At 65.6% G+C, this 14,102-nt stretch carries 9 protein-coding genes and 2 tRNA genes; 5 read left to right on the top strand and 6 right to left on the bottom strand.

What is annotated here, in order from left to right:
• Positions 1–75 precede the first annotated feature (75 nt).
• On the top strand, positions 76–3,090 hold the full coding sequence (locus ACP694_RS15245; RefSeq protein WP_426013711.1) for a long-chain-fatty-acid--CoA ligase: 3,015 nt from the start codon (positions 76–78) through the stop codon (positions 3,088–3,090).
• A gap of 10 nt (positions 3,091–3,100) precedes the next feature.
• Here ACP694_RS15245 and ACP694_RS15240 read toward each other — a convergent pair whose 3' ends face one another.
• Positions 3,101–3,994 carry an MBL fold metallo-hydrolase gene (locus ACP694_RS15240; protein WP_426013709.1) on the bottom strand — a complete coding sequence of 298 codons (894 nt, stop codon included), beginning with the start codon at positions 3,992–3,994 and terminating at the stop codon, positions 3,101–3,103.
• 70 nt (positions 3,995–4,064) lie between these two features.
• Between ACP694_RS15240 and ACP694_RS15235 the strand changes: the two genes are divergently transcribed.
• Positions 4,065–4,217: a hypothetical protein gene (locus ACP694_RS15235; RefSeq protein WP_426013707.1), complete on the top strand. Its 153-nt coding sequence runs from the start codon at positions 4,065–4,067 to the stop codon at positions 4,215–4,217.
• Between the two features lie 2 nt (positions 4,218–4,219).
• Here the strand turns inward: ACP694_RS15235 and ACP694_RS15230 are convergent, their stop codons facing one another.
• Positions 4,220–4,630 (bottom strand): TIGR01244 family sulfur transferase, encoded by a 411-nt coding sequence (locus ACP694_RS15230; protein WP_426013705.1) that lies wholly within the window; start codon positions 4,628–4,630, stop codon positions 4,220–4,222.
• A gap of 599 nt (positions 4,631–5,229) precedes the next feature.
• Between ACP694_RS15230 and ACP694_RS15225 the strand changes: the two genes are divergently transcribed.
• Complete coding sequence (locus ACP694_RS15225) at positions 5,230–8,424, top strand: TonB-dependent receptor (protein ID WP_426013703.1); 3,195 nt, start codon at positions 5,230–5,232, stop codon at positions 8,422–8,424.
• Positions 8,425–9,219: 795 nt separating this feature from the next.
• Here the strand turns inward: ACP694_RS15225 and sppA are convergent.
• Both sppA and ACP694_RS15215 read right to left on the bottom strand, forming a co-directional pair.
• Positions 9,220–11,007 (bottom strand): signal peptide peptidase SppA, encoded by a 1,788-nt coding sequence (sppA, locus tag ACP694_RS15220; RefSeq protein ID WP_426013701.1) that lies wholly within the window; start codon positions 11,005–11,007, stop codon positions 9,220–9,222.
• A gap of 150 nt (positions 11,008–11,157) precedes the next feature.
• Positions 11,158–11,234: transfer RNA gene (locus ACP694_RS15215), tRNA-Pro, on the bottom strand.
• A gap of 151 nt (positions 11,235–11,385) precedes the next feature.
• On the opposite strand from ACP694_RS15215, the gene ACP694_RS15210 reads away from it, so the two are divergent.
• A tRNA-Gln gene (locus ACP694_RS15210) sits at positions 11,386–11,459 on the top strand.
• Positions 11,460–12,052: 593 nt separating this feature from the next.
• Positions 12,053–12,481: a MucR family transcriptional regulator gene (locus tag ACP694_RS15205; RefSeq protein ID WP_426013699.1), complete on the top strand. Its 429-nt coding sequence runs from the start codon at positions 12,053–12,055 to the stop codon at positions 12,479–12,481.
• Positions 12,482–12,546: 65 nt separating this feature from the next.
• Here ACP694_RS15205 and ACP694_RS15200 read toward each other — a convergent pair whose 3' ends face one another.
• Positions 12,547–13,398 (bottom strand): hypothetical protein, encoded by an 852-nt coding sequence (locus tag ACP694_RS15200; RefSeq protein ID WP_426013698.1) that lies wholly within the window; start codon positions 13,396–13,398, stop codon positions 12,547–12,549.
• A gap of 22 nt (positions 13,399–13,420) precedes the next feature.
• The gene (locus tag ACP694_RS15195) at positions 13,421–13,972 is read right to left on the bottom strand and encodes a GNAT family N-acetyltransferase (RefSeq protein ID WP_426013696.1); all 552 of its coding nucleotides are present in this window, start codon (positions 13,970–13,972) and stop codon (positions 13,421–13,423) included.
• Positions 13,973–14,102: the final 130 nt, after the last annotated feature.

The following is a 14,102-nucleotide window of genomic DNA, read 5'->3' as shown; positions in this document are numbered from 1 at the left end:
GCGCCGCGTTGCGTGGGCGTCGCGAGGCCGCTAGCCTTGGCTGAACAACGTTAACGAAGCGGGAGTGCGGGGCCGATGCAAGGCTTGATGCAACACGGGGCCTTGACGGTCGACAAGATCATCGACCACGCCGCCCAGTGGCACGGCGCGCGCGAGGTCGTCACCCGCTCCGTCGAAGGTCCCATCGTCCGCACGACCTACGCGGCCATTCACAACCGCGCCAAGCGCGTCTCCAACGCTCTGCTCGGCATGGGGATCAAGCCAGGCGATCGGGTCGGCACCCTGGCCTGGAACACCGCCCGCCATATGGAGGCCTGGTACGGCATCATGGGCATCGGGGCTGTGTGCCACACGCTGAACCCGCGCCTGTTTCCCGAGCAGATCGCGTGGATCGCCAATCACGGCGGCGACAGGGTGATCTTCACCGACCTGACCTTCCTGCCGATCATCGCCGGCATCGTCCAGCACCTGCCCAGTGTCGAGCATGTGGTGGTGTTCACCGATCGCGGGCACATGCCGGCCAACTTCCAGGTCGCCGGCGACGCCCCACACTTCAAGGGCCTTCTTTGCTTCGAAGACTTGGTCGCCGAGCACCATGCCGACTGCGCCTGGGGCGGCTTCGACGAGGGCACGGCTGCTGGTCTTTGCTACACTTCCGGCACGACGGGCGACCCCAAGGGGGTGATGTATTCGCACCGCTCCAACGTCCTGCACACCCTGATCACCCTTCAACCGGACGTGATGGGCCTGTCGCAGAAGGACGTGATCCTGCCGGTGGTGCCGATGTTCCACGCCAACGCCTGGGGCGTGGCCTTCTCGGCGCCCGGGACTGGGGCCAAGATGGTCATGCCCGGCGCCAAGATGGACGGGGCCTCGATCTACGAACTGCTCGACAGCGAGGGCGTCACCTTCTCGGCCGCCGTGCCCACCGTCTGGCAGATGCTGCTGCAGCACCTGCGCGAGACCGGGCTGAAGCTGCCGGTTCTAAAGAAGGTGGTCGTCGGCGGGGCGGCCTGTCCCGAGCACATCATCCGCGCTTTCCACGAGGACTACGACGTCGAGGTGGTCCATGCCTGGGGCATGACCGAGACCTCGCCGCTCGGCACCCTGTCGGTGATGACCGAGGACCTGGAAAAGCTGCCCTACGACCAGCAGATGCCCTACCGCCTGAAGCAGGGCCGGCCGCCGCTGGGCGTCGAGCTGAAGCTGACGGACGACGCGGGGAACCGCCTGCCGCACGACGGCAAGAGCTTCGGCAATCTCAAGATCCGCGGCCCGATCATCGCCGCCGAATATTTCCGGGGGGCCGGCGGCAAGATCCTCGACGAGGAAGGCTTCTTCGACACCGGCGACGTGGCGACGATCGATGACCACGGCTTTATGCAGATCACCGACCGGGCCAAGGACGTGGTCAAGTCGGGCGGCGAGTGGATCAGCACCATCGACATCGAGAACATCGCCCTGGGCCATCCCAAGGCGGCGATGACGGCGGTGATCGGCGTGGCCCATCCCAAGTGGGACGAGCGGCCGATCCTGCTGGTCAAGCTGAAGGAGGGCGAGACCGCCACCAAGCAGGAGTTCCTCGACTTCCTGCAGGGCAAGATCGCCAAGTGGTGGACGCCCGACGACGTGGTCTTCGTCGATGACATCCCGCTGGGCGCGACGGGCAAGATCGACAAGAAGCTGATCCGCCAGCGGATGAAGGACTATGTCCTGCCGAGCCTGGTCGCCGAGACCGTGGCGGAGGTCGCGCCTGGGCCGCAGGCCGGCCCGCCGGCCGGCGCCCCTACCCTGGCCGCCGCCGACGGCGCCCTGGCTGCGCGGATCTACGCCCCTGAACCCGAAGATTCGATCTCGGAACCGCCGCCCCTGCTTGAGCCCCTGGTCACCGAGGCGCTAGCTCAAGCGCCGGCCGAATCGGTGGCGCCGCCCGAACCCATCTTCGTCGCCGTCCACCTCGCCGAGGCCCAGCCAGCCGTGCTCGACACGCCCGAGACGGTCGAATCCCCCGTCGCGGAAGTCGTCGTCGAACCCGAGACCATCGCGCCGACCCAGGTCGCTGAGGCCGCTGTCGCGCCGATGGTGGTCGACCCTGTGGTGGCGCCGGCCTTCGAGGCCCGGGGCGAGACCGAGCCCTTCCCGGTCGGCCCCTTGCCGCCGGTCGCGGAGCCCGTGTTGGCCATGGTGCCCGAGGCGGCGTTCCACGCCGAGCCGACCTTCGTGACCGATGAGCCGCCTCTCGCCATGCCGCTGATCCCGCCGACCAAGAAGGCGCGCAAGAAGGCGGCGGCCAAGGTCAATGCCAAGGCCAAGTCCGGCGGCGGCGGAGGCGGCGTGCTGCTCGACCTGGCGGTGCTGATCGCCCTGGCGCCGGCCCTGCTGGTCGCCGCTGGCGCGGTGGGTGTGAAGCTTGGCCTGTTCGACCAGGCGATCGGCTACGACCTGATGACCCGCGACTGGGCGTCGAAGGTCGCGATGCTGGGCGTCGCCACCGGCGTCCTGGGTCTGATCGTGGCCCTGTTCGGCGGCTTCTCGAAGCTGTGGAAGAAGGCGCTGCTGGCCCTGGCGATCACCATCGCCACCCTGGGCGTGATGGTCGCCGCCAACGCCATCGGCGGCCGCGCCCCTCCCGTCCACGAGGTCTCCACCGACTGGAAGACCCCGTTGATGCCGTCCGACGCCGGCTTGGCCGCGCGAGGCGGCGACGCCCAGACGATTGAGGCGGACCCCAGCCTGCCGGTCGGTTCGCTGGCCTTCGCTGGCCGCCGCGTGGCCGACGTCAACGCCGAGACCTGCGCCGCGGCCAAGCCCTTGATCCTGGAACGCTCGCCCGCCGACGCCTACGAGGCGGCCAAGGCCGCCGTGCAGTCCGCCGGCCTGTCCATCGTCACTGACGATCCGATGGACGGCCGACTGGAGGCCACGGGCCAGAGCTTCTGGTACGGGCTGAAGGACGACCTGGTGGTGCGGGTGCGCCCCGACGCGGCCGGCGCCCGCGTGGACATGCGCTCGATCGGCCGCACGGCCGGCGGCGACATGGGCCGCAACTGCCGCCGGCTGGGCGGGTTGCTGGCGGCGGTGAAGGGGTAGGGGAAAGGCCTCAGGCCAGCCGATACACGCTGTCCAGCCCCGCCACGCCCGCGCAGGCCACGCGCCCCTGCTTCACCAGCAGCAGCATGTGGGCCAGCACCGACATGGCCGCCGCCGCGTGCAGGCGCGGATCCACGGCGGCGTAGAGAGTGGGGACCATGGCCTTGATCGTGATCGGCCCCTGCGACAGGGCCGCCAGCACCTGGGCCTCGCGCGCGCGCCGATGGTCGGCATAGGCCCGGATGAAGGGCTCGACCTCGCGAACCGGTGAGCCGTGGGTCGGCCACAGAGTGTCGAACCCCATCGCCTTCACCTTCTCCAGGCTGGCGAAATAGTCGCCCATGTCGCCGTCGGGCGGGGTGATCACCGTGGTCGACCAGCCCATCACGTGGTCGCCGCTGAACAGAGCGTTCTCCTCCGCCAGGGCGAAACAGACATGGTTGGAGGTGTGGCCCGGGGTGGTCACCGCCCGCAGCGTCCAGCCCGGACCCTCGAACACGGCGCCGTCGGTGATCTCGACATCGGGCCGGAAGCCCTCGTCGTCGCCAGCCTCGACCATCACGTCCGGCGAGACCTCGGCCAGATGCGGCGCGCGGCGGCCGTGGATGGTCGCACCGGTGACCTTGGCCAGCGGGCGGGCGAGGGGAGAGTGGTCGCTGTGATGGTGGGTGACCAGGATGTGGCTGACGATCTCGCCATCCAGCGCCGCCAGCAGAGCCTGCAAATGCCCGTCCTGGTCCGGCCCGGGATCGATCACCGCCACGGTCCCGCGCCCGACAACATAGGTGCCCGTGCCGGTATAGGTGAACGGCCCCGGATTGTCGGCGATCACCCGCCGGATCAGCGGCGAAACCTGGTCGCAGCGGCCGTATTCGAACTCGATCTCGCGAACGAAGGGGATCATCTGCACCTCTGGGCCTGTCACGGCGCCGGTCTTGCGATTAACGAGACGTAAACCAAACGGAGCACGGATCATGGCCGCCGACACAGCGATTTTTGTCTCAAAACGGCTCCAGCGCGCGGCCTTCGCCATCCTGTGTCTCATCACGGCCCAGTTCGTGCTGGCCAGTTGCGAACCCGAGCCTTCGGCGATGGCCGCCCGGGTGGCCCTGACCCACAACAACTGAGCCTAGCGGCCGAGCACGCCCGACAGGTCGTACCCGGCTTCAGCGCCTTGCCGCACCAGCACGTCGCGATCCGCAGCGCCGGATGTGGCCTGGCCGATCGACCAGGTGATGATCGAGCGCGTGCCCGAGCGGCAGAAGGCCAGCACCGGCCCCTCGACCGAGGCCACCGCCCGCCGAACCGCCTCGACCTGGTCCGGCGTGGGTCCGCCGTGCACGGGAATGTGGACATAGGCCAGGCCAACGGCCTGGGCGGCCGCCTCGACTTCGGCGCTGGACGGCTGGCCCGGCTCCTCGCCGTCGGGCCGATTATTGATCACCAGAACGAATCCCTCGTCCGCCACGCGGCTCAAATCCTCCAGGCCGATCTGCGGGCTGACCGAAAGCGAGTCGGTTACGCGTCGAAAGCTGGTCATAGGTGTCACTTTGCAACTGCGCCGAGGCGTCTTTGAAGGGCGCATCATCCCGGCTCGCGGGCCCCTGCGCAACGACCGTTGGCGGCAAAACCTGTCCGAACTTTAGACGATCTGCGAGAAAAAATTCTGATTCACACTGACATACGACAATTATAAACTAACGTTACCAACGAATGCCGGATGACTTTCGCGAAAGTCAATCAATCGCGGGGTGTTTTACCCGATTGAACGCTCGACCTCGCGGCGGAGGTTCGCGCGACGGCGTGTGGGTCGAATTTGCCTGTCCAACCAAGGGTCTATGGGGGGTGGGGGCCATGTTTTGGATCGCTTTGCGGAAAATCTGAGCGGTGTTCGTCAGAAATGCGGCGTTCGTGTTGCGATAATGCGACAGCCTGAGGCGATGTTATTACGGAATAGTAATGGCAATTGACCCATCGGCGGCGCGGCTCCTAACGTCAGACCAACCGGGGAAATGTTTTCCGGGACACCTAAGTTCTCGTGGTGGAGTTGGGGCGAAAATCCAGATTGACCGAACGTAACGTCCCCTTTCGGGGGTTCGTGCGGGCGGCAGGATGCTCCGCCGCGCTAGAGGGGATAATATGAAGATGATTTCCACCCAAGGCAGCGCTCGCGCGCGTCTCTTGGCGTCGACGCTGCTGGCCGGCCTGGCCACGATCGCCGCGCCGCTCGCCGTCACGGCGATCGCCACGGCCGTCCCGACCCTGGCCTCGGCGCAGGACTACACGAGCGGTACGCTGAGCGGCACCGTCCGCGACGCAAGCGGCGCGCCAGTTGCCGGCGCCGCCGTCACCGTCAAGTCACTCGGTCAAGGCTTCACCCGCGCCCTGACCACCGACGACAGCGGCCAGTTCCGCGTCCCGTTGGTGCCGCAAGGTGGCTACTCGGTCGCGATCGCGAAAGATGGCTTCCAGCCGACGAGCGACGGCTCGGTCGCCGTGCGTCCGGGTGGCGACAGCGCCTACAGCTTCACGCTGACCTCGGCTGACGCTTCGGTTTCGGAAGTGGTGGTGACCGCCACCGCCAACCCGCAGCTCGACTTTGCCGGCACCACCACCGGCCTATCGGTCGATCTGGAAACCCTGACTAAGCAGGTCCCGATCACCCGCAACATCACCAGCGTCGTGCTGCTGGCGCCGGGCGCGGTTCAGGGCAGCAACGCCAACTTCCGCGGCCAGCCGGCCATCGGCGGTTCGTCGGTCGCTGAAAACGCATTTTACGTTAACGGCCTGAACATCACCAACTTCGACAACTATCTCGGTGGTTCGACGGTTCCGTTCGACTTCTACAAGTCGGTTGACGTGAAGACCGGCGGCTATCCAGCCGAATTCGGTCGCTCCACCGGCGGCATCATCAGCGCCGTCACCAAGGCCGGCACCAACGAGTTCAAGTTCGCCATTCGTGGCCAATATGAGCCCGACGGCCTTCAGGAAGACCAAAAAGACACCTTTCTGCGTCGCGGCAAGCTAGCCAAGACCGACAACAAGTCGCTGACCCTGGAAGCTGGCGGTCCGATCATCAAGGACCGGCTGTTCTTCTTCGCCCTGGCTCAGCTGCGCGACCAAGAAAACCGCTTCGGCAACATCACCGGCGGGTCGTACAACGTTGACACCCAGCGCGACCCCTTCTACGGCGTCAAGCTGGACGGCTACATCACCGACCGTCAGCACCTTGAATTCACCTATTTCGACACCAAGGGCTCGCTCAAGCGCAAGACCCGCGACTACAACTTCGACGGCACCACCGACACCATCGGTGATCGCCTCGACGGCACGCTGTTCTCGCTAGGCGGCGCCAACTATGTCGGCAAGTACACGGGCACCTTCACCGATTGGTTCACCCTGTCGGCCGCCTATGGCGTGACCAAGGATGACTATCGCATCACCCCGCAAAACCTGTCGGGCAACTATGTGACGAACACCGCTGATCCGGCTCACCCCGGTGAAACCACGGTCATCAGCCGTCAAAAGACCAGCTCTTACGACTCAAGCTACGGTACCAAGCGCGAATTTTACCGCGTAGACGCTGACTTCTATTTCAGCCTGTTCGGCAAGCACCACATTCGCGTAGGCATGGACCACGAAGACCTGACGCTGGATCACGTGAACAAGTATCCCGGCCTGGGCACGGACTGGGACTTCCTCGCGGGCGGCGCGACTGACTCGCGTGGCGTTCCCGCAGGGCAGATCTACGTCAAGGGCCGGACGTTCAACACCGGCGGCGTTTTCGAGGGCCAGAACGAAGCCTATTACATCCAGGATTCGTGGGACGTGACCTCGAACCTGACCCTCAACCTGGGCGTCCGTAAGGACAAGTTCCAAAACAGCGGCGCTCGGACCTCAAAGGGCAGCGAAACCTTCATCGAGTTCAAAAACGAGATCGGTCCGCGTATCGGGTTCACCTACGATCCGTTCAGCACCGGCAACGACAAGGTGTTTGGCAACTTCGGCCGCTACTATTTGCCGGTTGCGTCGAACACGGCCTTTCGCCAGGCGACCGCCAGCTACGACATCGACACCTTCTTCACCGCGCCTCAAGGCGCGAAGTTGGGCGCTGACGGTACGCCGATCCGGGGCACCCAGATCACCGTCACGACCAATCCGGGCTTCACCTCGGCCGCCGCCTGCCCGGCGCCGGTCAATGGCGTGACGCCTCCCGGTATCACGGACGCGGTCGGCTGCGCCGTTCGTGGCGACGGTTCGCTGCAGCCGTTCGCGGCCAACACCAGCCACAACCTGAAGTCGACTCAGGAAGACGAATATATCATCGGGTACGAACACCAGTTCGACTCCCTGTGGAAGGCGAGTGCCACCCTGACCTACCGCAACCTGAACCGGGTTTCGGAAGACGTGGCGATCGACTCCTCCGTGCGTAACTACTGCACCAAGAACGGCATCGTTGGCTGCGGCGCGACCTACAATGTCGCCGTTCCGACCCCGGGTTGCACCACCTTCACGGCGGGCCCTCGCGCTGGCCAGACGCGGTGCCGCGGCTTCAGCGGTTTCCGTCAGTACACCATCATCAACCCGGGCGAAGCCTCGACCATCACCCTGCGCCAACCGCTGCCTGGTGAATCCACGGCTCGCACCATCAGCTTCTCCAGGGCTGATCTGGGCTATCCGGCCGTGAAGCGTGAATATCTCGGCCTGGAACTGCAGGTCGAACGCGCCTTCGACGGCAAGTGGGGCTTCCAAGGTTCGTACGTCCTGTCCGAATCGAAGGGCAATTACGAAGGCTTCGTGAAGTCTGACGCCGGCAACGGACAAACCGACTCAGGCATCACCCAGGACTTCGACCAGGTCAGCCTGACCGACGGCGCTTACGGCCTGTTGCCGAACCACCACGGCCACGTCTTCAAGGCCTTCGGTTCCTACGCGATCACCGACAGCCTGCTGATCGGCGCCAACGCTCTGGTGTTGTCGCCTAAGCACTACGGCTGTATTGGCCTGCACCCGACCGACGACATCGTCAACTCGGGCTACGGCGCTTCGTCGTTCGCCTGCGGCGGCAAGATCGTTCCGCGGGGCTCGTCCTTCGAAACGCCTTGGTCGGCGCGTCTGGACATGTCGGTGCGCTACCTTGTCCCGACCACCAAGTTCGTCCCGGGCGGTCTGACCCTCCGGGCCGACATCACCAACCTCCTGAACACTCGGACCATCACCGAGGCCTGGGAACTGGGTGAAGACGACTCGGGCAACACTGACTCGCACTACAGAAACCCGATCCAGTACGTGCCGGCTCGCGCCGTTCGGCTGGGCTTCGATTGGGAATTCTGATCGTCGCGACGGACCTTTGACGGAATGGCGGCGGGCTCCTTGGAGCCCGCCGTTTTTCTTTGGGCGGCCTCCAGCATACGGAGGGGCCGTCCATCCCCACTGCCGCCGAAAAGAAGCTCAATGATTTCGATAGTTTGCGGGAAAACGCAGGTTTCCGATCCTTGGGCTTCCCAATGGCCTCATACTCCTTGCACCTGAGAGCACGGGGAGGGCGCACGTACGGCGACCGAGGCGGCTTTCAGGGGTGGACGAGCGGGAAGGCTTGGCCGCCGTGCTCTCACAAGGAGCGCCCCAGGTCGGTTCGGAGCAGGTTCACCCTTGGTGACAAAACTCTGGCGCCCGGGGTAGGCGGGCAGGCCGACAGGTGCGGGCTGAAATCGCCCGCACGGTCCGGAAGGGTTAGCCGCCCTTCCGCCCGCCGGGGGCCCACTTCGAAAGCGGGTTAAGACCCCGCGCGTCGATGGCTCCCGTCTGAAGGCCACGCGAAGCGCTCGTCTTCGTCGAAACGGTACATCTACTGCAAAACCTCCGGGCGGAGCCCGGGCGCTTCGCACCCTCTCCAACCCATCGCAGCTTCGGCGCGTGAGCGTGAACCCGCGCCTGCTGACGGGGACAGGCGCATGCGCCTGTCCCCCATCGGATGCCGGGCGCCCATGATCGAAGACCCCAAACCTCCCCCCACCGGTCGCTGCGCGACCGCCTCCCCCACAGGGGCCCACAGGGGGAGGACCGCCAACGAAGAAGGGCCGCCCGATGATCGCTCGGACGGCCCTTCTTTCATCCCCAGGCGAAAGCCTACCGCACCGGCGTATCGGCCAGCACCGAGGCCCCGCTGGGCGAGGCGCGCAGCCGGGCCTTGGCCATTTCGTCCAGGATCGACTGCGAGCGGGGGTCGCCCAGCAGCCAGGCGGAGGCGGCCACGGTGCGCATCGAGGTCGAACTGACGCCCAGCACCTTCTCGATGGCCTCGAACGGCGAGTCCGAGCCGCCGATCTTCTTCAGCTTCACGTCGCCCTTGATATTGGCCAGGCTCTTGGCCTTGTCGACCGCCTCATAGAAGCCGCCCAGCTCATCGACCAGGCCCAGCTGCTGGGCCTGGACGCCCGTCCACACCCGGCCCTTGGCGATCTCGCGCACCCGTTCCGGCGGCAGCTTGCGGCCCTCGGCGACCCGGGCCACGAAGCCCGCATAGATCCGGTCCATCCAGCCGGCGAACTTGGCGCGCTGGTCGGGCGTGAAGCCCTGGCCCGTGCCGAACGCCCCGGCATAGTCGCCGCCGACATGGACCTCGCGGGTATCGACGCCGAACCGCGACAGGGCCTCGCCCAAAGCGAACTTGCCGCCGAACACGCCGATCGAGCCAGTCAGGGTGGTCGGCTCGGCGACGATCGCCGAGGCGCCCGAACTGATCCAGTAGCCGCCGGAGGCCGCATAGGTGCCCATGCTGACCACCACGGGTTTGCCCGCCTTCCTGGCGGCCTTGACGGCGGCCAGGATCTGCTCCGACGCCGTATCCGATCCGCCGGGCGAGGAAACGCGGAAGACGATCGCCTTGACGTCCTTGTCCTCGATCGCGTCGTAGAGGTCCTTGGCCACGTCGTCGGAATAGATCGTGCTCTCCCCGCCGAACGGCGAGCCGCCCGAGCCCGTGCCGGTCATGATCGCGCCTTCGGCGCCGACCACCGCGATGGTCGGACCGGTCTTGGCCGGCGGTCGCTTGCCGCGCGCAACATAGTCGTCGAAGTCCATCAGCTTTGCGCCCTTGCCGGCCTTGGCCAGCATGGCGTCCTGGATGTCCTTCACCTGGCCGACCTTGTCGATCAGGCCCTTGGCCTGGGCCTCCTGGGCGCTGTAAGGGCCCGCCTCGATGGTCTTGATCAGCATCGCGGGGTCCATCTTGCGATCCTGGGCGGCGGTGATCAGGGCGGTGTTATAGACCGACCCCATCCACGACAGCGTCGATTCCTGGTGGGCGGGCGTATAGTCGCTGTAGAGATAAGGATTGACCGCGTTCTTGTATTCGTAGCGCTGCTCGTAGTCGGCCTTGACGCCGTACTTGTCGAAAAAGCGCTTGAAGAACATTTCCTCGCTGGCCGCGCCGACCGCCTGCAGAGAGCTGTCAGGCTGCATCCAGAACTCGTTGGCCGCCGCGCCCAGCATGTAGGTCGAGGTGACCAGGCCCGAAGGATAGATCCCTTGGCTGTGGGCGAAGACCGGCTTCTTGCCGACCGTCTCGAAGTGCTTGAAGGCCCGGCGCAGCTCGTCGGCCGAGGCCGGGGCGATACCGCCCTCGGGCAGGCGCACCAGCACGCCCTTGACCTTGTCGTCGGTTTCAGCGCGGCGCAGGGTCTCGATGATCGACATCACCGACCGCCCGCCGCCGCCGCTGAAAGCCGCGAAGGGGCTCTGGGAGTCCTGGTCCGAAAGGCCCCCGCGCAGGTCGAGCTGCAGCACCGTGTGGGCGGGAACCGGGGCGGGGCGGGTCGCCGAGGCGGCCATGACAATCAGGAGGAAGGGGACGCCGACCAGAAACAACACCAGGCCGACGAAGACGCCGGCCACGGTCATGAGAAACTGCTTCATCGGACGTCCTGCTGCCTATTGTCGCGCAAGCTAGTAGCGACAGTTGCGGCGCGGTCAAATGAACAGCGCGCAACCTGGCCCCGGCGCGCCTAAAGACGTTCGCTCCGGAGGGGATAAGGATGCAGTTTTGGCGAATTTTCGGGAAAATGATGGTCGGAGTGGCAGGATTTGAACCTGCGACCCCTGCGTCCCGAACGCAGTGCTCTACCAGACTGAGCCACACTCCGACTTGGAGCGCGGCTTATAGAGGCGGCCCGACGCTCTCGCAAGCGACAAAAAACGCCCCGGAAAAAGAAGTTCAAAGCAACGTTGCATCCATCCGACTCCTGCGCTATCTCCACCGCCTCGCCGGGCCCTACGGGGTTTCGCCGTTCCTGCTGGGGAATGGTGTAATGGTAACACAGCGGTTTTTGGTACCGTCGTTCTAGGTTCGAGTCCTAGTTCCCCAGCCACTTCTCTTTCCTCCAAGATAAGCTTCCGCCTTTGGCGGCCTCCCGCAGGAGGTCGTTCCCGCGGCGTCCTGGAATTTTCCACAGCTTTTGCTTGAGCGTCTCGCATCCCCGCGGCTCGTCCCCGATGAACGGGCGGGAGGCCTTGGCCGGGAGCGCCGAATTCATCGCGCGGTAAAGGCGTCCTGAGGTCAGAACCCTCAAGCCAAGGGTCGCGAACAGGCGCTCAAGCGACCATGATCAAGCTGATCGAAAACCACAACACATCGACAAGTCTTTATGATTCAAGGCCAAGCGCGATTGACCATGACGGTCGCCCGCGCCGAACGTTGATCTTTGCCTGATCTGATCCGGCGGCGAATCATTGCAGCGGTGTAACTTTCGTTCGAACAACACCGGCCCAAGATCGGTTACCCCGATGGGAAAAGCCACGCTTCGCACGCCGCCTCTGGTTTAGTTCGCAGCGGGCTGTCTGGTTGCTGTTCTCAAGATTCGCTTGGCTGGCGATATTGGCCAAGGCGATTACCGAGATTGAGTACTTGTATTTCGGCGAGGTGGGTGTAATTGCAAGTCAAAGACACATCGGAGAGACACTCGTGGAAGACAAGGCAACCCTGATCGAGCTGACCGCCGAGATCGTCGCCAATTACGTCGCCAATAACAGCACGTCGATTTCCGACCTGCCGGCGCTGATTCGCGCGACTCATGATGCACTTGCCGGTATTGGTTCTCCTGAAGCCGCTCCCGTCGAGACGGTTACGAAGGCTACCGCAGCTCAAATCCGCCGCAGCATTACGCCGGACGCGCTGATCAGCTTCGAAGACGGCAAGCCGTACAAGACCCTGAAGCGTCACCTGACCACGCACGGCATGACCGTCGCGGAGTACAAGGCCAAGTGGGGCCTGCCCAACGACTATCCGACCACCGCCCCGGCCTATAGTGAAGCCCGCTCGGCCATGGCCAAGGCGCTCGGCCTGGGTCAAGGCGGCCGCAAGGCCAAGGCTCCGCGCGGTCGCAAGGGCTAAATCGACCTCTTCACGGGTCGTAAGATCAAAACCCCCGCTGGCCACAGCGGGGGTTTTTCTTGGCCTCAGCCGATCTTGAGTCGCACGAACGCCATCGTACTGGTCGGCTCGTCGTAGCCGAGCGACGCCGGGGCGTCGAAGGCGCTGACCAGGCCGCCAAAGCCGAGCTTGACGGTAGCTGACAACGGTATCTCGTAGATCGCTCCCACCGACAGCTTGCGCACGGTTGAGGCCCCGCCGTGATGGCCGGCCAGCTCGTCCTGTTCCACCTGCTCGGCGCGGGGGAAAATCGTCCAGTGCGGATTGGGCCGGATCGCGCCCTCGGCCAGCCAGGCCTGCAGAGCGTCGCCGGGGATGCGGTCCTTGCGAGCCCAGGCCAGGGTGGCGCTCAGGGAACCCTCGTCGCCGAGGGGGCGGACGTAGAGTGCGCTGAGCGAGGTGCGGGCCTCGTTGTCGTCAGGCTCAAGGGCCTCGGGACTGTTGATCCGCGCCCAGCTGGCCTGCAGCGCCCAGTTGGGGGGCGGGTTCCACGAGGCGCGGGCCGAGACGCTGTCCAATCGGCCGGTCTCGATATCGTAGCGGTTCTGATCGGGCTCGCGGCCGCGGAAGGCGCTGGTTTCCAGCTTCCAGCGGTCGCGCGATACACCGGCCGTTACAACACCGAAGGTGATGTGGGTCGAGTCGAACCAGTGATGGCTGATCGGGGCCTCGGGACTGTCCATCGCCGCCTGGCGGTGCATGAAGGCCGGCGGTCCGAACGCCGGCTCGCCGGGCAGACCAGCATACAGAGATCCGTCGAAACCGCCGCCCAGCGGATGGCTGTAGCTGGCCGACAGCTCCATGAAGAGATCGTGCGGATGCTGGCGATCGATCAAGCGGTTTACGCCATCCCCCGTCTCGCCAGCGGCCAGTAGCATCAGGGCCGCCGCGCGGAAGGCATCACACCCCGCTCAGCGCCATACCGGGCGCGTCCGGCTCGCGCGAGCCGCCGCCGTTCAGGGCGCGCTGCATCCAGACCAGGTCCACCCAGCGGTCGAACTTGTAGCCCATGGCGGGGAAGACGCCTTTCTGCTCGAAGCCGAGGGCGGCGTGGAGACCTATGGATGCCGCGTTGCCGCTGTCGCCGATCACCGCGCACATCTGGCGCAGGCCCTGGGCCTCGCAGGCGTTGATCAGGGCAGAGAGCAAGCCCTTGCCTACACCCCTGCCGACTGCATCGGGTCCGACATAGACGCTGTCCTCGACGGTGTAGCGATAGGCGGCACGCAGACGGAACGGGCCGGCATAGGCATAGCCCAGCACCACGCCGTCCTGCTCGGCCACCAGATAGGGCATGCCCTTGTCGAGGAAGCCCCCGCGTCGCCGAGTCATCTCGGTCAGGTCCGGCGGGATCTCCTCGAAGGTGCCCAAGCCGTTGAGCACGTTCCAGCCGTAGATGGCGGTAATGGCCGGCAGGTCGGCGTCGGTGGAGGGGCGGATCGTGACGGTCATGTAAGTCCTCCCCCTATGGGGGAGGTGTCGGCGAAGCCGACGGTGGGGGGAGTGATCCAGCGGCCGACGTATCCCCCCACCGGCGCTGCGCGCCGCCTGCCCCACAGGGGGAGGACCTTCGTGCGCGTCC

The sequence above is a fragment of the Caulobacter sp. DWR2-3-1b2 genome, from assembly GCF_049896345.1.
In the GTDB taxonomy this organism is placed as follows: Bacteria; Pseudomonadota; Alphaproteobacteria; order Caulobacterales; family Caulobacteraceae; genus Caulobacter.
The sequence above is the reverse complement of the archived record's forward strand: the minus strand, read 5'-3'. Positions and strand labels throughout refer to the sequence as shown.

Bases quoted from the DNA above. Each gene is read 5' to 3' on its own strand.
- ACP694_RS15245 (WP_426013711.1), top strand. From the start codon at position 76: ATGCAAGGCTTGATGCAACACGGGGCCTTGACGGTCGACAAGATCATC.
- ACP694_RS15240 (WP_426013709.1), bottom strand. From the start codon at position 3,994: ATGATCCCCTTCGTTCGCGAGATCGAGTTCGAATACGGCCGCTGCGAC.
- ACP694_RS15235 (WP_426013707.1), top strand. From the start codon at position 4,065: ATGGCCGCCGACACAGCGATTTTTGTCTCAAAACGGCTCCAGCGCGCG.
- ACP694_RS15230 (WP_426013705.1), bottom strand. From the start codon at position 4,630: ATGACCAGCTTTCGACGCGTAACCGACTCGCTTTCGGTCAGCCCGCAG.
- ACP694_RS15225 (WP_426013703.1), top strand. From the start codon at position 5,230: ATGAAGATGATTTCCACCCAAGGCAGCGCTCGCGCGCGTCTCTTGGCG.
- sppA (WP_426013701.1), bottom strand. From the start codon at position 11,007: ATGAAGCAGTTTCTCATGACCGTGGCCGGCGTCTTCGTCGGCCTGGTG.
- ACP694_RS15200 (WP_426013698.1), bottom strand. From the start codon at position 13,398: ATGCTACTGGCCGCTGGCGAGACGGGGGATGGCGTAAACCGCTTGATC.
- ACP694_RS15195 (WP_426013696.1), bottom strand. From the start codon at position 13,972: ATGACCGTCACGATCCGCCCCTCCACCGACGCCGACCTGCCGGCCATT.